A 20,201-nucleotide genomic window follows, 5' to 3' on the forward strand; every position below is an offset into this window, starting at 1 on the left:
GTGGCCTGAAGTCGACGGCCCCGTGCGCCCCGCCCCACCTGCCGGCCGCCGCGAGCCGACGACTGAAGCGGTGGCTCACCTTCGCCGGCCGAGAGCTGCGGGCCACGTGAGGAGCGTTCCCTCGGGCCCCTCTACGATCCCGGAAGATGGCGTCGGCAAGGGAGGCGAACAGTGCGCCTGGATCCGGATCTCCGGGTGGGAGACATAGTCAGAGTCTCCTGCCCCGACACCCCTGCACGAGTCACCGACAAGTCTCCCCACCACGTCTCCATCGAATGGCCCTGGTGGGCGGTCGACCCGGACTCCGACTGGATCCACTGGAACGGTCAGGTGGCGCTGCCCCATGACCCGACGTCGTACGAAGGACAGACCGGTCTCTTCCGCACCACTCCACCGCTGGACATCCTGGAGCCCGGCACCACCTGCCGAGTCGGCATTCCTCCCACTCTCGTCCACGTGATCGCCGTCGACCGCTTCGACCCACCCTTGGAGACCGGTCGCCTGCCTCGCCCACGACGCCACGTCGTGCTCCTCCGTGCCGGTCACTCCCACGACCCCGAACGGGAGGAACAGGGGGAGGAGTTCGACCCGGACGACGACATCCCGATCACCTTCGACCTGGTCTTCCGCCCGTACGCCTTCCTGACAGCGGGCGACGAGGTGGCCGACGCGGCGGGTCGTGCGTGGCGCTTCGACACACCATGGGACTGGCGCCCCTTCGACGGCGCGTGGTCCCACGAACCTCACTGGCCTCTCACCCTCCTGACCCGAGGAAGCCACCCGGCGGATCCGGAAACGGCTGTCACCGTCACCGCCGCGACGATGACCGGCTCACATCACGGGGAGCTGACCCGCTGGTCGGAACTCGCCCAGGCGACCGTGCCGCCCCGGTGAACTGCCAAACCCCGGCAACGGCCCTATGCAGCCCACACAAGAGCCATCTCATGAATCGTGACACTGAGAAAGAAGCGGGCTGCCCGGGGCACCTTCTGACGCCGATGAGTATGTGGCGGCCTTCGTACGGGGCCGCACCCGAAAAGTGGCTCAACGCCGGGGCAATTCAAGCCGCGGCATCCGCGAATGCTCCAGTAGCCGCTCATCACCACAAACCCGGAGGCTGAACTGCTCGGCCCCGGGTCGACCGGCGGAGTCGAAAGCGGCTACGACCTCCTCCACGCGCTCCCACAACCTCACCGGTCCGGCCTCCCGTACTTCCCATCCCTCCTCACGCGGTGTGAGTGAAGCGGCGGAGCCACGGACGACATCGATCAGGTGCACGACCTGCCCCACAGTGGTCATCTGGGCGTTCGGCACCGCGCATTGGGCGAGAAAGCGCAGATGAAACGCCTCCGGATCGGCGGCAGAGATCCGCTCGGGCCCGTACCGCGCCGCCCTGCCCTTCTCCGGCAGTCCCGCAGCCCAGTGCGCGGGATTCCCGAAGGCCGGAGCCGCATGGGCCCGCACGGACATGAAGGAGACGGTTCCCGGGAGCAGGGGCCCCACCGCCGTACCGTCCTCGGCGACGGTGAGGAGGACGCGTGCGTAGCCGTACAACCAGCCCGACAGTGTGAGCAGGATCCTCCCGCCCGGTCGAGTCTGCGCGACGAGTGAGTCCGGCACGGTACGGAACGAGCACGCGGCCACGATCCGGTCGAAGCGGGCCTCGGGCCAGTAGCCGTACCGCCCGTCCGCCACGGCCAGGGTCGGCGTGTAACCGGACCCGTACAGCGCGTCCGCCGCCACCGCCAACCGGTGCGGATCGACGTCGATGCTCGTGACGTCCGCAGATCCCAGGCGCTCGCACGCCAACGCGGTCGAATAACCGCTGCCGGTGCCGATCTCAAGCACCGTGTGCCCCTCACTCACCTCGGCGTCGGCCCACATCCGCAGCACCAGTGACGGCAGGGTCGACGACGAGGTCGGCGCCCCACCGTGCCGCACCCCGGGTGCGGACCAGTCCGGCTCCTGGTCGTCGAACTGGGTGATCAGCGTGGTGTCGGAATAGGCGGCGGCCAGCCACCTCCCGCGATCCAGTTCCGCGGTGACGGGTTCCCACACAGTGAGCCCCTGCGCGTCGGGCTCCCCGGCGGAGAGGAAGAAGCCCGGCACGAATCGATGTCGGGGCACCTCTTCGACCGCGGCCAGCCACCGGTGATCGTCAACCGCCCCGTCCCGCGCGAGCCGCTCCGCCAGCCGTCGCCGCAGTTGAACGGCGCTGCCCTCAAGGTCACTCCCCATCGTCACGGTCTCCTGCTTCCTCCTTGCTCAGGATGTCGGCGAAGGCGGCGGCGATGGCCGGCGCGTCCGGAAGCCACCCCCACTGCCCGTTCGGGTTGCACTCGATCGCCCACCAGTCCTCCGGAGCGGTTCCCTCGCCGGTGAGGGCGAAGTCGAAGCAGCCGAAGACCAGCCCGAACGAGGCCAAGTAGGCATACAGAGCGGTCCGCACGGGTTCCGGAACGACGACGGGAGTATGGACGAGACGGTCCCAGTCACCGCGCCGCCAATCCAGCGCACCGTCCGGCGTCGCGATCCGCTGGGCGAAGACCCGGCGCCCGACCACGGTGACCCGAGCGTCCCCGCTCTTCGGGATCTCGGCCTGGAAGAGATGCGCGGTCACCGAGACGGAGTCGTCCAGCGCATCGGCCTCGATCCGCTGCGCCCAGATCGCTCCGGCGCACCCGTCCTCCCCTTTAGGCAACCCGCGGAACGACTTGTAGACGACACGACCGTGCTCGGCCGCGAACCTTCGCGCCTGCTCCACCTCATTGGTGATCAGAGTCGCCGGAACTCGCAGGCCGAGCGCCACGAACCGCTGCAACTGGGCGGGCTTGAAGTCGGCGCGGGCCACGGCGGCCGGGTGGTTGACGTACAACGCACCGCGCAGGCCGTGAAGCACGCCTCCGAGCCCATGGCGTGCCTCGGCGACAGCGAACTCCCGTGCCTGCCGCGGCAGATGGCCGAAGCGAGCGGCATACGGCGATGGGCGGCGGCAGTAGACGGCGTTCACGGTCTCCACATCCACCTCCCTGCTGGCGGTGCGCAGCCGTCCGCTCCACACCGAGCCGCCCCCTCCGAGCCGGAACCCGAAGCCGAGCGTCGGCCCGACGTCGCCCGGATCGGCACGCACGACGTTCGCCCCGCGCTCGTTCAGGGCCTCGACGACCCGGTCCGCGGTGACGTCCTCCAACGCGGTGAGTACCAGAACGGTGGACTTCACCGCTCAGTCCGATTCGTAGTCGGTCGTGTTGTCGTCCTGCGTCTGCGGCTGGGGCTGCTGTCCGTCCCCGCCACCGGAGACGGACGCCGTACCGGCCGTCTTCGACGTCCCGTGCTTCCCCATCTCGACCACCCGACCGGAGGAGTCCCGGTACTCGGCGGTCTGCGAGGCGGCATCGAGCACGACGGAGACGTACGGCGGCGGCCCGACCGGCAGCCGATCGGTCACCAACCGCATGGCCCAAGGCGCTTGAACGGCGACAGTCGTCATTTCGCTTCTCACATTCCTGTCGAGATTCCTCGCGGGGGAGGGGAGAGGGAGCATCAGGCCTCTGGGAGGGCGACCAATCGTGCCCGCCCCCTCCTCACCAGCGTCGTGATCGAACTCGGGGTACACAGGTCACCCTCGTAGCGCGGGGGGACAAGCCAGTACGTGCCCGGCCCCTGCTGCCGGTCGAGCCGTGGCACGCCGAGATAGGAGCCGTGTCCCAGGCACGTCGCGACGTCGCCGTACGCCCAGACCAGACCGGCGTGTCCTTGGATCAGGGCGTAGTACGTACCGCCCGCGAACCGGCGGTCGTAGATGATCGAGCCTCCCAGTAGGAGACCGAGGCAGGCGGCGACATCGTCCGGGTCGCTCGAATCCACGGCGGCGTGCACCTCTTCCGAGGCCATGCGCACCGCTGCGAACCGATCACCGAGCGGTAGTAGTGCGACGCCCTGGACGATCCACTCGCGCCAGGCCTGCGCAGGCGTCGGATGGGCTCGCGCGAGCCATTCGGCGATTGCTCTGTCCAGAGCCTCTTGGGTGTCCACAACCTGTCTCCTGTTCCGGGGAGGACACAAAGCGTCCAGTAACCGAGCGGGTGATACGAGGACTTGGAGCGGTCACTGAAAGGACTCGACAAGGGCTTCGATGAAGTCTTCAGAGGGACCGCATGTCTGAAACAGGACTCTGTGTGGGAGAGTCGGAGTAGCCGAAGCAGGAGGTGCACCAGTGCCCAGGCCCACCGGCAACGTCCGACTCAAGGCCGCCCGCGTAGCCGCGGGGTTCAACTCCCAGCAGCACTTGGCGGACGCACTCACCCAGCATGCCAAGGACATGGGTGTCCGCGGATTGTCGATCGGCGTACGACAGGTCCGCCGCTGGGAGTCGGACACCCCGCCCTGGCCGCAGCCGGACTGTCAACGCGTACTCGTGCAGCTGCTCGGACAGAGCATGGAGGCACTGGGATTCACACCCCCGTGGGGTTCCGACGGGCCACAGCGCCCGCAGCACACACGGCGCACCGCGACCACCGACCACTCGACGCTGCCCGGTCGCCGGCCAACGCTGCCCCGCAAGGTCGCTGCGATGCCGCAACCCTCCACTGTGGGCGCGGACTTCATGGCAGTGACCCGCTCGCACCGTCGGCTCTACTGGTCGGTCGCGCCGGCGGAACTGCACCCGGCGGTCGTCGCGCACGCGACCCTGGGCTGCGCCCTGTTGCCGGAGACGACGGACCTCATGCGTCATGAGGTCGCGGCCGCGATGGCGGAGACCTACCTCCTGGCGGGCCGTATCGAGTTCTTCGACCTGCGTGAGCCGACCACGGCCAACGACACCTTCCTGCTGGCCCTACAGGCGGCGGGCGAGGCGGACGACGTGCTGCTCGGCTCGGCGATCCTCGCGCACATGGCGTTCGTCCCCGGGTGGGTGGCGGACCGTGAGGGTGCGCTCGAGCGCATGACCGCCGCGCGCACCTACGCACGGCGTGCTCCGGCCTCCGCCGAGTTCCTGGCCTGGCTCGACGCCGTGGAGGCCGAATGCGAGACGCGGTCGGGCAGCAGCCGTACCGCGCTGCATCTCCTAGGGCACGCCGAGGACCTCTTGGCAGCGGGCAACGAGCACCCCTCGCCCGAATGGCTGGACTGGTTCTCCCCGGCCCGCTTGGCGGCCTTCCGGGGCAACACGCAGATGACCGCGGGACATCTCCCGCAGGCCCGAGAGAGCCTGTTGCGGGCGCTGGCCGCGATGACACCGGCCGAGGACAAACAACGCTCGGTGGTGTACGGAGACCTGGCCGCGGTGGAGGCGGCCGCGGGGAACCCGGGGCAGGCGTGCGAGTACGCGGGCAAGGCCCTCGACCAGCTGGCGGTCACCTGGTACGCGACGGGCATGGACCGGGTGCGCGAGGTACGCCGAGCCCTCGCACCCCACCAGGCCGAACGCTGCGTACGGGACCTCGACGACCGTCTGTACGACTGGTCGACGACCCTCAGCGCGCTGGGCCGTTGAACCTGCGAATTACTTGCGGCAGTTCGAGCAGCGACTCGACCCGGAAGGTCGGCAGCTCCTCAGCCTCGCGGCCGTTCCACTGGATGGTGGCCCAGGGCCCGCGGTGTACGAGGGCGGTCAGCATGCCGGCTTGCCGGGCCGGGCGGATGTCGTTGTCGCAGCGATCCCCGACGTAAAGGATTTCGCCGACATCGAAAGGCACGGCGTCGGCGACCCGCTTGAAGAACTCCGGGTCGGGCTTACTGGCTCCCCAGTCGTCCGACGTACCGATCAGATCGACGTCGTCGGAGAACAGCTCCCGCAGGATCCGCCCCGCCCGGACGGTCTGGTTCCCGGCGATCCCGAGCCAGAGCCCGTTCTCGCGAAGCCCGGCAAGCGCGGGCCTGACGTCCGCATAGAGGTCCTTCTCCCCGAAGAACTCCGGCTGCCCCGCGGCTGCCCGCTTCTCCCGCTCCTGGTAGAGGTCGAACCCGGGCTGAAACTCCTGGAAGACCTCCCGGTAGTCACGCCCTTGCGCGATCACAGCGCCGAACATGGCGTGGAAGGTGTGCCGCGGCACGCCGAGCCAGTCGGCCCAGGTCCCGTACTCCCTGGTCTCGTCCACCAGGCACTCACCTACGTCGAAGACGACTGCGCGAATCATGAGTGCCAGGGTATCGAGCGCTGTATCGAGAGTTCATCACGGCAGCCCTACAACAGGGCGATAGGGCCAACTCCCGGTAGGTAGAGTCGAGTTGCACCACAGTGATCACTTTGGAGAGCGGGAGTCGGAGAATTCTGTCACCGGCTCCCGATGGCCCACGCGGTCGCGTTGTAAAGGATTGTCGATCAATCACGCAAAAAGGAATGAATCGCACCTGCGATGGCTTTACCGAGAGGGATGGGCACAGCATTGCCGATCTGTGTTGCAATCTCGGTCTTTGTGCCGCACCATCGGAAATCCATAGGAAATCCTTGGATAAGGGCGGCCTCGAAGTGAGTGATGGGCCGATTCTCCCAGGGGTGGAGATATCTTCCCTTTTCGGGCTTGAAGAATTCTGTACGGATGGTCACCGACGGTTCGCCGAGGCGCAGCCTGCCCATGACGTCGCCGGTTCCTGAGTTGTGGTTGTCCCAACTGATTGTTGAGAGGTATTCGACACCCGTCCTCACGCCGGGCGGATTTGGTGTATTGAAGTAGGCGAACTCGCCGGATTCGTCCTGGGTGTACCACCAGCCGCTGAGGTTCTTCCGGTTCCCGCCGGCCGGGATACGGTTATACCGAGCAAGAGAGAGTGGTTCCGGGTTGCGGCCGAAGTGAAGATCCTCGGTGCTGAATATTCCAGGGAGTTCGGCCTTCAGTTCGGGGACCCGCCTTTCAATAGCGGGGAGATCTCCCAGGTTCCTCTTGGAGGATTCCCGGAAGATGTCGTCGACGGCTTCCCAGTAGGAGATTGCTGCATCGACGCTTTCGATCGGCCGGCTTGATGTAGCAAATCCCTTCGGGCGGCGGAAGTGTGATCTCAAGGGATAGGTCATTCTGCGGCCGTTTTCGGCGTCACGCCGGATCCCGATGACGATGGCCCTGCGCCGAGCCTGCGCCGCCCCGTAGTCAGCAGAATTGAGGAGATATCGCTTAGTCTTCGACTCTTCGGAGTCCGTGGGCTCGTGGCCCGGAGGGTCGACGAGCCGGTAGTCTGCGAGCTTGCCTCCCTCCTGTACTTCGTTGAGGAGGCTGCGGAACTCGTCCGACTTCAGGAAGCGGTCCACGTTCTCGATAACGAACACTTTGGGGCGAATTTCCGCAACGATGCGGACGTATTCCTCCCATAGGCGGTTGCGTTCCGTGCCCTTTTTGGCGCGGTTCAAGGCTGAGAAGCCCTGGCACGGCGGACCGCCGACGACGACATCCGCGTGGAGCGCTTCCGGGGTCGGCTCCCACTCCTCGATGTCTCCGACGTGGACACGAGCTGCAGGCATCCGCTTGTCTCGGCGAAGACGCCCAAAGTTCACAGCGTACGTGGCTGCTGCAGCGCGGTTGTGTTCGACGGCAGCGATGCTGTGGAAGGCCGGGCCACCATCCTGCTTCCCTGCGGGCCGGAACTCGTGGAACCCCTGGGTGAAACCCCCGCAGCCGCTGAACAGGTCGACGACTGTGATGGGTTCGGGGGTGTCGGAACGGGGCGTGAACATAGGGCGATCTTAGCTTCGTAGCGCGGTTGCGAGGGCGCGGCCGACGGCTGCGGCCAACGGAGGCGGCATCGCGTGACCAACTTGACGATACCTGGAGGTCTTGCCGCCGAAGAACTTCCAGTCGTCTGGGAAGGCCTGAATCGCCGCTGCCTGTTCCACTGTCAGCTTGGGCAACTCGTCCGGAGAGAAGTCGGGGCCCGGTGGCCCGTCCCCAAGGCTGTTTCCGTTGACTCCGAGTGCGGCCCAGGCCTTCTTGCTGCCTGTCGGGCCGAGGTCGGCTCCGCCTCTGCGCTCCGAGCCACCGACGAGCGCCGGCGCGATGCGGTCCGCGTTCTTGATCCAGCTTTCGGAGCCGGGCCATCCGCCGGCAGACATGGAGCGGCCGAGTACCTGACCCACAGTGGGGGGCGGATTCTCGCTCGGTTGCGGCCACGAGAAATGCCTGAAGTATGGATCTCGAAGAGCGACCAGAAAGCCACTCTTTCGGTTCTGTGGGACTCCGAAGTCTGCTGCGTTGAGGATCTTCCAGCTGGTACGGAAACCATTGCTTTGTAGCTCGTGATCTATCCAGGCGCGATCGGCGGCAAATTCTGGGCCGTCGACCAGGTCAGGAACATTCTCGAAGAGAATGGCTTTGGGGCGAATTTCGCGGATAAGGTTGATGGCGGCCCGCAGGACTCGTCGTTCTTCGGTGTCCTCCGTCCGTCCGACGGTCGCTGATGACTTCACACGAGGCAGTCCGCCGCTGATGAGGTCGACCTCGATCACGTCAGGGCGCATGCCGGTGTTGAATTGGACGATGTCCATGCATACGACGTCCCAAGCAGGTCGATTGAGGTCGATGGAGAAACAAGCATCGGCTTTACTGTCGATGAGCAGTAGGGGATCGAATCCGGCACGTTCAAGGCCGAGTGCCTGTCCACCTGCCCCTGCGCAAATCTCCAGGGAGGTTAGTCGCAGGTCTTTCGGCGAGATCTGACGCGGTACGACCACGGGCGACGGTTCGAAATCGAGCGACCTCGAGAGCGGGGTTGTCATGGCGCGGTTGTCCGAAGCCGCCGGTTCCGAAACTGTGTGTGCTGCATCCGTAGAGGGCTCGGGGCGCTGAGCGTTCACAGACTCCTGCGCCACTGCCCGCAACTCACTGTCCAGAGCTTGCTCTTCAACTCCGTCAAAGAGTACGAATGGAGCGAGTCGTAGCAGGCGTTTGAGGAAGTCACGGAGCGTCTCGCGTTCGTTCAGCCCGGTCAGATCGAGTTCTGCCCAGACTCGCAGGATCGCTCTGACCAAGTGAGGGCTTCCGCCCAGCGCGGCACGTCGTGCGTAGATCTGATCGAAGGCTGCCTCGCCGAGAATCCGGAGGGCGCTGTACGGCTCTGGCTCCTCGGGTGCGCGAACAAGTTGTGCTCGCCACCAGAGTCGACCGAAGACGTGCCTGGTGAGGTCGGTGCCGAGGACTCGGTCCCTTGGCGGTTGGGGATAGCGCCAGAACGCGATATCGGGAAGTACGACGAGAGCGAGGAAGGCCCAGACGTCGCGGGCCGCCGCTTCGGCGGGCACCATTCCCATTTCGGCGTGCAAAAGGGCGGCCAGGCGAAGATCGAATTCTGCGTTGCGCGCTCGGTCGGAATCGTCGGGGAAGCCGGCTTGCTTCGCGAGTTCGAGCACACCTTCCCGCAGTTCGCGAAGCTGATCAGCGTTGACTCGGTCGCCGCCTGTCGCCACGTATACCGCCGAGTCGTGAGTGAATGCCACTTGCGGGGACAGCTCTGCCGGCGTGAGGTCCCGGTACTGGTCGAACAGCGGTCTTGCCTGTTCGGCGAGGAGTCGAGGGTAGAGAAAACTCGTCATGACACCTCGAAGATCTTGACGGCTGCCTGCAGATCCGACGAGAACAGCGCGGGCGACTGCCGGTGGCGGAGACGTATGTCAGTGATCGACTGGTCGGGAAACAGCTGATCGAAGAGGCTCAACAGTGTGGAGCCCAGTGAGCCGTCGGGGAAGTCGGCGTCTTCCGCGAAATCGTCCTGGGTCAGCGCGTGTTCGACCATGATTCGGGCTGCGTCCGCGTACACGGCCGATAGGACGATACGGTCCACGGGGCGCGGTCTGGCTGCGTTTTGAAATGCTGTGGCGGTGACCGTGTTTTGCTCGTTGACGAGCAGCAGGAGTGCGCCCATGGTCGCACTCTCCAAGCCTCCGCTGATCTGCAGATGCCAGGCGGCATTGTCGGGAAACGAGGTTCGTGCGAAGTCGATGACCGCCATGGGGAATTGTGGCGCGTCGCCCTGGAGACGCAGAGTCTCACGGTCGCTCCACAGAACGGATCCCGCTCGTCGCGGCGCCGACGGCCGGGCATCGGCCATGCGCTCTGCCAGCACGAGTGCGGTGTCCAGGAGCAGCAAGCCACCTAGGTCGGCACCGCGAAGTCGGACATCGAATTCCACTGTCCTTGTGCCGGATTCGGACAGGCGTACATGTTGCGCGGGACCGCTGAGGTTGGAACCGGTGGCTGTCCAGACAACCGAGAGCATGAGAGCAGCACTCTCAGGCAGCCCTGTCTGGCGGCGAACGCGGTCGAGGTCCACGCGGAGTGCTCTGCGAAGGTGCAGATCCATTTGGTAGTCCCAGTCCGGCAATGCCTCGGGCAGAGAAACCTCGCCGTCCTCGACCATCAAGCGCCACGGCTCCGACACCACCACATCCTCGGTCGGTGCCCGGTAGGGAAGTACACGTCGAGTCACGCCGTTCTCACCGCCTCGACCTTGATGCCGATCTCCGTCATGGTGTCTGGCGCGGGCCGTACAACGGCCCGCCACACGGAGTCTCCGCCTTCGACCACTTGGGGATCCAACGTGTGGAGCCGCCCGGCCTCGTCCTCCCATCCGATCAGTTCGGGCATGCTCGCACCGATCGGTGGGTCGGTCTCTCGGCCGCTGGTGCCAGGCAGTGTGATCGCAAGATCGATACGTAGGCGCTGGGGTCCTGGGACGGGCAGTCGGAATTCCTGAACCAGCACGGAAGTGTCTCCGCGATCGTCGTAGTAAGGATCACCGAGATACTGCACTCGGGGACGACGATGTGGAACACCGCGGCTGCCGTCGACTGACGCCTCCAGGAACGACTGGCCCTCGCTGGGAATGCCGTCGATGTGGGAGGCGGCAGTGCTGCCTGTCCCACCAATGCCCTGTGGATCTGTACTCGGACGACCAGTTGCCCGGGGCGTGGTCGCCTCGTGTGCCTCATCCGGCCTGGATGAGGCAACGGCAGTGCTTCCCGGCTTGGAGTAGGCGGTGGCGCCACCGATTCCCCAGGCACCGCCGACGAGGCCTGAGAAAAGCGAACTGGCAGCCCCCAGAGCGACCTGGCTGACGCCGGGCCGCGCAGTGCCGCTCAAGGAGAGCAGTTGTTCCAGGGCTTCACCAATGCGCCGAAATGTCGTATGCACATAAGTGCTCTCGGGCCTGTCGAGCGACTGTGGATTCCATGCGTCATGGGTGGGTGGCTCGGCTTTGGCGTACACCTCGTCCATGGACTCGGCGGCCCTGAAAACCCCTGCGTAGCCTTGATTGGTACTAGGTGGTTTCGGCCCCGCGTGATAGGTGACGACCAGTTCGGCAGGTCGCATCAGACAGACATGGTGGATCAGGCCATCAATGTCGAGCATCAGGGAAGCACGTGTCGGTTCGAGCGCGGGCATTATGCGCTTCGCCAGGCCGAGCCGGCCGAGGTGCTTCTTGGGCTTGAGGCATTCCAGGTTGCTGCCGGTCGGACCGAGCATCGCCTCGTACGCTGCGACGAACATATTGAGAGGCCGCGTGAAACGCGGGTCGGGTACCGGGTGCTGAACACCGTCGTAGGTCATGGAGAAGCGCATGGCGGGTGGGTTGCCCGCAGTAGAGATCATTTTGGGCCAGAGATGCCAGGCAATGGTGTCGCCCAGATACTCCGCTGCTTGGGCTGGTTCGAGGTCGTCCAGGTTCGGGTCGATCACGGCAACCGTCGTACCGGTCTCGTCCGGTCCGAAGGCTCTCAGGCCGAGACGTTGAGCCACGGCTTCCGCCTTGTCGCCCACCAGCGGTTCGACCACGCTGCCTGAGGTGTCGCCCCACCAGTGCCTGCCCGTGTACCGGCGTTCGGCATCGATATAGCTCTTCCAGAGTGTGCAGCCGATGAGGCGGGTCTCGTACGTTCCCTGGGGGGTTCGGCAGCGGGAGTGGACGACTACCGTGCCGGGCCGGGACAGCAGGTAGAAGATCCCTTTGCCGAAACCGTATGTACCGCCACCGAGTGCGGTGTCGCGTGGCTCACCAATGTTGCGGATGAAGGCGACGAAGTCACGGTCGGGACCCACAGCATTGTCGGCGCGCGTCGGACCGCCGAGACCACGGGTACCGCGATCGGACACTGCGAGTACACGTATTGAGCTCCGTTTGAGCGTGTCGCGCAGCGGAAAGTGGTCGGCACTCGTGGGCGCTCCTGAGAGAAGAAGCTCTCGCCAGGCGGCAGCGTGGGCGGCCCCGACCGTCCACATGTCGATGCGGTAGTCCACTGGTGCCTGCGAATGCTTGAGTCGGGCGTCCCAGCTGTTCTGGGCCGACTCGCGCACCAAGATGGTGAGCAGGTCGAGTTCCGGCCGGCCCAGTTGATTGCGAATGCCCTCGGCGGCGCTTGCGCCTTCCGGCGGGTAGGGCTGGGAGAACCAGCGGGGTTCCGTCACTCCGACTCCTGGATCATGCGGTTGACCGTTCGCGACACCATGTCGGCCGTCATGGGGGCCGGTGCCTCGCCAGAAAGGTCCACGGTGTACTCGACGTCCAAAACGCAAATCGGTACCCCTGCCTCCAGGAGCGATCGGTTGGTCAAGGCTGGGAACCCAGGGGTCACTTCGTACCAGCGCTCTTCACCGATGGCGAAGCGTACTTCGCGGTACCGGTCGGCGTCGCTGGGTCGGTAACCGGCCTGGGCGAGTAGCTCGAGAAGTCTGATCTCGTCGTCGGCAGAGCCCAGGGCTTTTTCGATCAGTTCCAAAAAGCCGACACCGCCTGACATGGTGCGATGCAATCGGAACCAGGTCAGGTGCAAGGTTCCACCCTCGGGGGCGTCGAGTTGGTCGAGCCCGTGCACCCGGATCCTTCGCCCGTCTCCCCTGGCGCTGGTCTTTACCTCGATGGCCAGGTTCCCGTCGGAGAAATCGTGATGATGACCTTCGGGCCCCTGCCACAGCCGGTGTGCGCTGGAGTCCAGGTACAAGAGCCGGTCGAGTACGAGTAGTTCACCGAAGAGCCCTGCGAGTTGTTCGGGGCCCAGGACAGCCCCTTGCGACTGGAACAGCGCCTTCCAGCGGTCCAGAACCCGGTAGAGGGCCTTGACCGGATTGGCAGGCAGGCTCTCCACAGCGCTCAATATGTCTGCGCACAGTTCTGTGAACAAGTCATTCAGATCAGCGCGCAAACAGACAAGATCGGCGTATGTTTGATACGTCTCCTCGTCCTCCAAGGGGCGTTTGCGCAATTGGAGGACGGGACCGTCGAGGGTGGAACGCAACTTCAGGTGCGTGGGGATGGGGAGCAGGACGTGACGGTACCCGTCGTGATCGACGGCCGCTACCAAGCAACCCTGCTCAGTCGTCACAGGAAGTTGTGAGACACGGAGTCGACGTTTGCCACTTGCCGGTGCCGCTTCCAGCGCTGACCAGTGCTCTTCCACGAGCACCCGGAACTCGTCGCTCTTCACGCGTCCTCACCCTCGAGGAGGCTGAAGTCCTCGTCCTCCAATCGCACGCCGGGCAATTTGGCGGAGATGTACTTTTCGACGGTGCTGTCCCCATGTGGCGGTTCCGGAAAGACGAGTCCGACGCCGATCACGTCTTCCTCTGCGTTCAGGGGGGCGCGTCGCGTCTTTCCCGGGTCGGGCTCGGAGGTCTTGTCGATCGGATACAGGACGAGTAGGCCTGTGTCCGGAAGCTGAACTCGACGTTCGTCGATGATGCCCTTTTCAGTGAGTTTCGCCGTGTCTCCGGCCAAGTCCACTGCCGCGTCGCGGCGGCTCATGAGCGTCTTGATGTCGGCGAAGTCCGGAGTGGGCGTGGTTGTGGCAACGCGGCTACGGAGGTTACGTCCGACGGACACCCCGGGTGCGAACTCGAAGGGCTCTCCCGCTGAACTACCGACGATTGCAATATTCCATCGGCGCAGCGAGCCGGCTGCAACCCGCTTCCGGATGTAGCCGCTGATGAGGTCGGCATCGTTCTCGGGCGACTTCTCGTGGAACTTGTAGTTCGCCAGAAAATCGGTAACGACGTCGTACGGCACACCACGAATGACGAAGCGTTCCTCGGTCGAGCGACCTTCAACTCGCACAGCAGTCGTGAGGGCCGCTGCGACAAGATCACGTGCGGCGATCGTGTTTCCGCCGAGCCAGTCCTTGTTCGTGTGGAAGTAGTGGGTTTGAACTCGCTTGCCCCCATACGAGGATGCGGCCGTGACCGCATCGCGCATCTTGGCCGCCGCAGTCACACGAAGGGCAGGATGGGTCCGCAGGCGCACTGCGAAGGTCAGAGGCGTCTCGGACTCGGTGATGTAGATGTCGATGTCGCGGCGCATCTCGGTCTCGACTGTGGCGAGGTGACGGAACCACTCCGCCAGTTCGTCGGTCATCCAGATGCGGGGCAGATCGGCATACCCGTTTCGGAAGCCGAACCATCGCCCCATCTGAAGCAGAGTGTCGTAGGCAGAGACGGCGCGCACGAAGTAGCTGACCGACAGACCTTCGAGGGTGAGCCCGCGCGAGAGGGTGTTGCCACCCACGGCTATTGCGACGACGGGACCGTTCTCGTAGTCGAGACGAGCCTCGCTACTGGAGTTGTCCATGATGATGCGGCAACTGCGGAGAACGCCGGGAAGTTCAGGCACGAGGTCGTCGAACGCTACCTTCGTCTCGCCGAAGTCCTCGGCGGGAACGCGTGCCGTCTCCTGGTCCCAAAGATCACGCAATCGGGAGAGGAAGGTCGCGTCGGTCAGGGTCTCCGCAGTCCGGTGCAACAGGCGCTGCAGAGGACGCTCGAAACTGTTGTGCACGGCGGTGTTTACGCTCGTGTGGATCAGCATCGTGTTGTGCGGATTGCCGGTACGGCGAACCCGTCGAGCGGCTGTGACGAGCCAGAAGTACTCGACCGCTCTCCGGAGTGTGTCGGTGATGACGGGCTCAAAGCCCTCGACGTCGTCCTTCGTCACGGGGCGCACGCACGGGATGTCGTCGTCCGGCACAGACCGGATCATGTCGTGACCGTCGTCGACCTGGTCGGGATCCTCTCCGTCCAAGGCATAACGCCCGAAGAGAACCTCCGTGCCGAAGTGACCTGCCGGTTTGGGCAGGTTGACGACGAAGTCTCGCGGATAAAGATCTTCTGCGCTCGGGTCGATCAACAGGTTCGCGAAGGGCGATGCCGTGTATCCCACGTACGCGGAACGCGGCAGGCTCTTCATCATGCTGAGGATCAAGGGATTGATGGACTTCGTCGCGACCGTGGCTTGGTCCGCCTCGTCGTCGATGATCAGCGCAGGGCAGTCCTTCAGGTAGTCTGCCGCCTTGTCGAGCCACACGGCGAGTTTGCGCAATACGGTCGCGTTTTTCTTTACGACGCAGAGCACATGTGTCTTGTTGCTGTTTCCGAAGTACGAGGCCGGATTTGCCGTAGGGGTGAAGTCCTTGTCCAGATCGGTCAGTTGGGACCACAGTGAGGGGTTGGGTTCCACGAGTTGCTGGACGAGACGTGCCTGTGTCTGGCGGCGAAGGCCGTTGTGAATCCCGGCGAGGACGATGAACAGCTTGTAGCCGCGGTCAGCAGCCTTGGCCATGACTGAGGTGAAGTTCGTTGTCTTGCCGGACTGGACGTAGCCGACTACTAGACCCCGCGTAGAAAACGTTTTTTCCTTCGGGTGATTCAACAGTGAGACGACGCGGGTGGAGGAATCATCGAGGTTCCGGATGGCGGTGTCCTTGGACCACCCGTCCTTGATCAGTAGCTGTTCGATGGCCGGCCAGCACTTGTCCTTGGGCTGTGGGCCCGTGTACCAGGTGTCCCGGTTGCCCAGGACGACGGCGTGAGGCTCTTCGAGCTCTTTGATGCGTATCGTCTGCTGCTCGTGACGATCACGGATCTGCTGGATGACGTCCTCGCGGACTCCCATCAGCTCTAGGCGCTTGACGGCCTCCGACGGGGGAAAGGCGTCCAAGATAGCCTTGAACGTCTCATACATGTCATCGAATTCGTCGGTCACAGGACTCGACCGCCCCCGCTCTCCTTCGTCACGCCGACCCGACGGTAGAGCTCTGATGTCGTCAGACAGCTCCGAGGTGTGGGTCGGCACCCCACTTGCACAACTCCTACACACTATGGGGTGAGGCGGTTGTTGATAAGTGCATCAAAGTCACGATTGATGATTGACCTCGTCGCTCTGGGTGACGTTCGGCATGTTCGGAGGGTCACGCTTGACGGGTTGCTCGGGCGTCAGAGAGGCCGCGATGCGGTGGGCCACATCCGCAGGGGACTCGTGCTCCCAGAAGCGCAGGACCGTCCACCCCCGAGCAGTGAGATGCTCGGTCGTCTCCAGATCACGAGCGACGTTCTTGTCGAGCTTCGTCCGCCACCACGCTGCGTTCGCCTTCGGCTGCGTCGCATGTTCGGGGCAGCCATGCCAGAAGCAGCCGTCGAGGAAGACCGCGATCTTTGCCTTGCTGAAGACAATGTCGATAGTGCGCCGTGACATGCCGGGAACGGGCACATTCACTCGGTAGCGGAAGCCGGCCGAGTGTAGGAGCTTGCGCACCGCGATCTCGGGAGCCGTGTCACGAGAGACCTGGCGGCTCATACGGGCGGAAACGGCAGGAGAGGACGGAGTGACGTCTGGCACGGGAGTATTTTGCCGGCCGACGGTGAGTGCAGCGCAATGAGGGAACCGTCCTGGCCTTTGTTGGACATCCACAGCCGAAGCTGGGCCGCCCGCTTCTTTCTCAGTGTCGTGCCTCCGCGGCCCGCCTCAAGGGCGCTTCGCGTCGGCTGCGCCGATGGCCCTGCGGGCCACCCTTGACCCGGGCCGCTCCGGCACGGGGGAGAAGCGAGCGGGCGGCCCGGGGAAAGTGGGTGGTTTATCGGGGTTGCCTGAAGGCGGGCTGCGGTCGTGGCCGGGGTTGGCAGCGCGTTGGGTTGTCCGGGCACGCCGGGTGGGTTTGGCGGCAGCCACCTCAGTGTGGTTACGCGCCGTGGCAGGCGTCGTACCGCTGGTCCTGGCCGCACCAGCAGTCCGATGTGCGTTGTGGGGGCCAGGACACCGCTCGGCCGCGGGCTGCGAGGGTTGTGGCGTACTGGGGGAGGAGGGTGGTGTCCGAGGGGGAGGAGAGTTCTGAGGCTGCGAAGGCCTCGTAGGAGGGGACCGTGCCCGTGACGATGCCCAGGTTGGGGGTGCCCGACGTGGAGAGTTCTCGGAGGGAGGACTCTATGGTCGAGAGGTGTTCGTCGTGGGACGGGTACTCCGTGGCCAGGTCCGGGTACGCCGAGAGGAGTTCCGCCAGTTCGGTCGCCGGCCAGTGCAGGACCGCCACCGGGAAGGGGCGGGAGAGTGCTTCGCGGTAGGCGCCCAGTTCTGCCTGGAGGCGGGAGATCTCCGCTTCCAGTTCCGCCGGGTTGTCCGAGCCCAGGGACCACACCCGCTTCGGGTCGTGGAGTTCGTCCAGGGAGACCGAGGACGAGTGGAGGGTGTCGGCGCGGGCGTCCCAGTCGTCGTGGGGGAGGCCCAGCATGCGGCGGACCCTGTGCCGGCCGAACAGCACCGGGTGCGTCGCGTACGGGGGTTCCGCCACGTCCGTGAGGAGGAGGGTCGCCGCCTCCGTGAACGTGTCGTGCGCCGCTTCCAGTTCGTCGTGGGATTCCAGGGACTCCGCGACGATGACCCAGGGGGCGGGATCCCGGGGGGCCGTGGCCCGGACGCCGTCGATGATCGCCCTGGCCTCGGCCTCGTGGTCGTACTCCCAGAGGTTCGAGGCCTTCAGCGCTCGGACCAGCGGCGCGTTCTCCAGGGTGTCCTGCGCGGACAGCAGGCGGTCGTAGAGCGCGGTGGCGGCAGGGCGGGCGTCGGCCAGTTCCAGGTGGGCCGCGGCCTGGAGGAGGAGGGCTTCGGCGTCCTCGGGGTACAGGCCGGCGGTCCGCTCCAGGCGTGCCGCTTCGGCGGTGTGGTCGACGACGTTCTCGGCAGGCGTGTCGGGGCGCATGAACGACACCGTACTGCCCGGCGGTGACAAAGAAGAGACAGGGATGGGGGACAGTCGGTGGCGAGGGGAGTCGTTCGGTGAGGTTCGAGTTCGGTGGGTGTGTCGTGGAGTGGCGGGGGCCCGCTCCTTACTACTTCCTGCCGGTGCCGGAGGAGGAGTGCGAGGAGATCCGGGCGGTGGCGGCCATGGCCTCGTACGGGTGGGGGGTCGTTCCCGTCGAGGCGACCTTGGGCGGGGTCGTGTTCGAGACGTCGCTGTTTCCGAAGGACGGTGGGTATCTGCTGCCGCTCAAGAGTGCGGTGCGCACGCCGCGGGGGCTGGGGGCGGGGGACGAGGTGCGGGTGGAGCTGCGGGTGCGGCTCGGGTAGGCGTCCGAGGTGTGCCGTGGCGGCGGGGCACGCACGGTGAGTGTGGCGGCGGGTGACGGTGAGCGTGGCGGCGGGGCACGGTGAGCGCGTGGCCCCGCCGCCGGTTCGGGTCAGATCGTCACGCCGTCGATCTGTAGCGTCTGCACCGCCTTGGCCGCGACCGACACCGCCACCGTCTTCCCTGAGAGGTAGGTGTCCGAGTACGACTTGTACGCGTCGCCGCCCGTGGTCACCGTGTTCCAGCGCGGGACCAGGCCGTTCGTGCCGCCCGTCACCGTCGTGAAGCCGGAGAGGTTGAAGGTGAAGGTCTGGGCGGAGGTGGCCGTGTTCAGGGCGACGATCACCAGGCGCTTCGCCGAGGAGTCGTAGGCCGCGACCGCGTTGCTCACGCCCGTGTCGAGGATCTTCATCCCGGGGCGGATGTGCCGGCTGAACTGGGCCATCACGTAGTACTTGGTGGTGATGGCGCCCGCGGTCAGGGTGCTCGCGTCGTACGCGATCATCGCCCAGTTCGTCGACGGGTCCATGACCTGCCAGTAGACCCACGCGGTGGGGTGCAGCCAGCGGAAGTCGTAGAGCAGGTTGAAGGCCATGGTGTAGCCGGTGCCGTCGTTGTCGCCGGTCTCGGAGTTCCACAGGGCCTTGCCGGCCGTCGTGACGACGTCCGTGTAGAGCAGGTCGCGGCGGCCGCCGGAGCCCTGGTAGCCGTGGACGTTGACGCGGTCCACGTAGCCCTTCGTGGTGGCGGAGAAGGCGCTCCAGGTGGTGCGGGCCAGGTCGTAGCTGGTCTCGTCGGAGGCGGAGATCTTGGTGCTGGTGAGGCCCCGGCTGTTCAACTCGCTGCGCAGATACGGGAGTACGGCCGCCTGGACCGTCGAGTCGATGTGACAGCCCTCCTGGGTGCCGGTCGCCGTCCACCAGGAGGACGAGGGCTCGTTGAAGGCCTCCACCGTCGCGAAGTTCACGCCCCAGTTGTTCTTGGCGTACAGGGCGACGGAGGCCAGGTGGGAGGCGTGCTGGCGGTAGTTCCAGGACTGGAGGTTGTTGCCGCCGTCGGCGGCGCCGGACGGGTTGTGGTTGAGGCACATCCACCACATGGGGGAGTTGGCGAAGAGTTCGGCCGTCGCGCCGCGGTTCACCGCCTTGACGAGCATCGCGCGCTGGGTCGCGTCCGCGGTCCAGTCCCAGGCCGAGGAGGTGGGGTCCTCGTTGTTCCAGTCCTGCCAGTAGCCCTCGATCTGCTTGTACGCGGGGATGTTGGCCGAGGCCACCATGCTCTCGCCGCTCACGGTGTTCCAGCTGCACGCTCCCAGGTTGTAGCGGGCGATGTTCAGACCCAGGCCGGGCAGCGAAGTGCTGTTGTACGTCGTCGACTTGGTGGTGAAGAAGATGTCGGCGAAGTCGTCCCGGGTGCCGAAGACGTTGCCCCACCAGGCGAGGGACGTGCCCCAGCCCTCCCATGTGCCCCACGACGTCGACGGGCTGACGGTGATCGTCGCGTCGGCGCGGGCCGTGCCGGTGGCCAGGGCGCTGCCCAGGATGCCGCCTCCGGCGGCGGCCAGGAGTGTTCTGCGTCGGATCATGGCTGCTTCTCAACCTCTCCGTGCGGCTCAAACACCGGTTCCCGGACCGGCGTCGACTCGTCCCCCCGCATGCCAACACGAAGCATCAGGTGTGGCGTGTGGGGTTGTCGAGGGTTGCGACAGTGCTTTCTAAAACCCGTGGAGGAAGTGAACGTGGGGAGGGGTGGCGACGGGAAGCCCTACGGCTCTGGTGACTTGGCCGCGGTCGCCTTATCGTGCGGGCCCAACCGGGCGTCGGCGGGAGGTGTGCGGTGCGGCGGGAGCGGTGGGTGCGGCGGGTCGTGGGGCGTGGTGACCGGCGGTGGCGGCGGG

17 protein-coding genes are annotated in these 20,201 nt (G+C 65.6%); 3 read left to right on the forward strand and 14 right to left on the reverse strand.

Going from position 1 to position 20,201, the window contains the following annotated elements; all coding sequences use genetic code 11:
• Positions 1 to 195: 195 nt before the first annotated feature.
• Entirely contained in the window at positions 196 to 894 is a 699-nt protein-coding gene (locus AAW13_RS15020) for a hypothetical protein (RefSeq protein ID WP_240528625.1), read from the forward strand.
• A 150-nt stretch (positions 895 to 1,044) separates the two neighbouring features.
• On the opposite strand, the gene tgmC is transcribed toward AAW13_RS15020, so the two are convergent.
• Genes tgmC through AAW13_RS15040 form a run of 4 tightly spaced genes read right to left on the reverse strand, consistent with a single transcriptional unit; the run spans position 1,045 to position 4,035 of the window.
• The gene (tgmC, locus tag AAW13_RS15025) at positions 1,045 to 2,238 is read right to left on the reverse strand and encodes an ATP-grasp peptide maturase system methyltransferase (protein WP_107483332.1); all 1,194 of its coding nucleotides are present in this window, start codon (positions 2,236 to 2,238) and stop codon (positions 1,045 to 1,047) included.
• Positions 2,228 to 3,220, reverse strand: coding sequence for an ATP-grasp ribosomal peptide maturase (tgmB, locus tag AAW13_RS15030; protein WP_046730570.1), 993 nt, complete (start codon positions 3,218 to 3,220; stop codon positions 2,228 to 2,230). Before tgmB ends, tgmC begins: the two co-directional genes overlap by 11 nt.
• 3 nt (positions 3,221 to 3,223) lie before the next feature.
• Positions 3,224 to 3,544, reverse strand: coding sequence for a putative ATP-grasp-modified RiPP (locus AAW13_RS15035; protein WP_338059046.1), 321 nt, complete (start codon positions 3,542 to 3,544; stop codon positions 3,224 to 3,226).
• Positions 3,544 to 4,035, reverse strand: coding sequence for a hypothetical protein (locus tag AAW13_RS15040; protein ID WP_052768596.1), 492 nt, complete (start codon positions 4,033 to 4,035; stop codon positions 3,544 to 3,546). The genes AAW13_RS15035 and AAW13_RS15040 overlap by 1 nt, the downstream gene beginning before the upstream one ends.
• A gap of 181 nt (positions 4,036 to 4,216) precedes the next feature.
• On the opposite strand from AAW13_RS15040, the gene AAW13_RS15045 reads away from it, so the two are divergent.
• On the forward strand, positions 4,217 to 5,497 hold the full coding sequence (locus tag AAW13_RS15045) for an NsdA family TPR-like regulatory protein (RefSeq protein WP_046730572.1): 1,281 nt from the start codon (positions 4,217 to 4,219) through the stop codon (positions 5,495 to 5,497).
• On the opposite strand, the gene AAW13_RS15050 is transcribed toward AAW13_RS15045, so the two are convergent.
• From AAW13_RS15050 to AAW13_RS15090, 9 genes are all read right to left on the reverse strand, one after another.
• Positions 5,478 to 6,140, reverse strand: coding sequence for an HAD family hydrolase (locus AAW13_RS15050; protein WP_046730573.1), 663 nt, complete (start codon positions 6,138 to 6,140; stop codon positions 5,478 to 5,480). The two genes, AAW13_RS15045 and AAW13_RS15050, sit on opposite strands and share 20 nt — an antisense overlap.
• A gap of 185 nt (positions 6,141 to 6,325) precedes the next feature.
• Positions 6,326 to 7,669 carry a DNA cytosine methyltransferase gene (locus tag AAW13_RS15055; RefSeq protein ID WP_071659559.1) on the reverse strand — a complete coding sequence of 448 codons (1,344 nt, stop codon included), beginning with the start codon at positions 7,667 to 7,669 and terminating at the stop codon, positions 6,326 to 6,328.
• A gap of 9 nt (positions 7,670 to 7,678) precedes the next feature.
• The gene (locus tag AAW13_RS47605) at positions 7,679 to 9,520 is read right to left on the reverse strand and encodes a DNA cytosine methyltransferase (RefSeq protein ID WP_338059047.1); all 1,842 of its coding nucleotides are present in this window, start codon (positions 9,518 to 9,520) and stop codon (positions 7,679 to 7,681) included.
• Positions 9,517 to 10,413 (reverse strand): hypothetical protein, encoded by an 897-nt coding sequence (locus tag AAW13_RS46390; protein ID WP_206306222.1) that lies wholly within the window; start codon positions 10,411 to 10,413, stop codon positions 9,517 to 9,519. Before AAW13_RS46390 ends, AAW13_RS47605 begins: the two co-directional genes overlap by 4 nt.
• The gene (locus tag AAW13_RS15070; protein ID WP_046730574.1) at positions 10,410 to 12,389 is read right to left on the reverse strand and encodes a hypothetical protein; all 1,980 of its coding nucleotides are present in this window, start codon (positions 12,387 to 12,389) and stop codon (positions 10,410 to 10,412) included. Before AAW13_RS15070 ends, AAW13_RS46390 begins: the two co-directional genes overlap by 4 nt.
• Positions 12,386 to 13,405, reverse strand: a complete 1,020-nt coding sequence (locus AAW13_RS15075) for a PD-(D/E)XK motif protein (RefSeq protein WP_046730575.1) — start codon at positions 13,403 to 13,405, stop codon at positions 12,386 to 12,388. Before AAW13_RS15075 ends, AAW13_RS15070 begins: the two co-directional genes overlap by 4 nt.
• Positions 13,402 to 15,951 carry a Z1 domain-containing protein gene (locus AAW13_RS15080; protein ID WP_046730576.1) on the reverse strand — a complete coding sequence of 850 codons (2,550 nt, stop codon included), beginning with the start codon at positions 15,949 to 15,951 and terminating at the stop codon, positions 13,402 to 13,404. Before AAW13_RS15080 ends, AAW13_RS15075 begins: the two co-directional genes overlap by 4 nt.
• A 150-nt stretch (positions 15,952 to 16,101) precedes the next feature.
• A complete protein-coding gene (locus AAW13_RS15085) occupies positions 16,102 to 16,542 on the reverse strand; it encodes a very short patch repair endonuclease (RefSeq protein ID WP_079178817.1) in 441 nt (146 codons plus the stop codon).
• Positions 16,543 to 16,924: 382 nt separating this feature from the next.
• On the reverse strand, positions 16,925 to 17,938 hold the full coding sequence (locus AAW13_RS15090; protein WP_046730577.1) for a hypothetical protein: 1,014 nt from the start codon (positions 17,936 to 17,938) through the stop codon (positions 16,925 to 16,927).
• A 77-nt stretch (positions 17,939 to 18,015) separates the two neighbouring features.
• Here AAW13_RS15090 and AAW13_RS15095 point away from each other — a divergent pair, with 77 nt between their 5' ends.
• Positions 18,016 to 18,306, forward strand: a complete 291-nt coding sequence (locus AAW13_RS15095) for a DUF1905 domain-containing protein (protein WP_046730578.1) — start codon at positions 18,016 to 18,018, stop codon at positions 18,304 to 18,306.
• Positions 18,307 to 18,416: 110 nt separating this feature from the next.
• Here AAW13_RS15095 and AAW13_RS15100 read toward each other — a convergent pair whose 3' ends face one another.
• The gene (locus tag AAW13_RS15100) at positions 18,417 to 19,889 is read right to left on the reverse strand and encodes a glycoside hydrolase (protein WP_046730579.1); all 1,473 of its coding nucleotides are present in this window, start codon (positions 19,887 to 19,889) and stop codon (positions 18,417 to 18,419) included.
• Positions 19,890 to 20,201: the final 312 nt, after the last annotated feature.

The sequence above is a fragment of the Streptomyces humi genome, from assembly GCF_001005085.2.
GTDB classification, from domain to species: Bacteria; Actinomycetota; Actinomycetes; order Streptomycetales; family Streptomycetaceae; genus Streptomyces; species Streptomyces humi.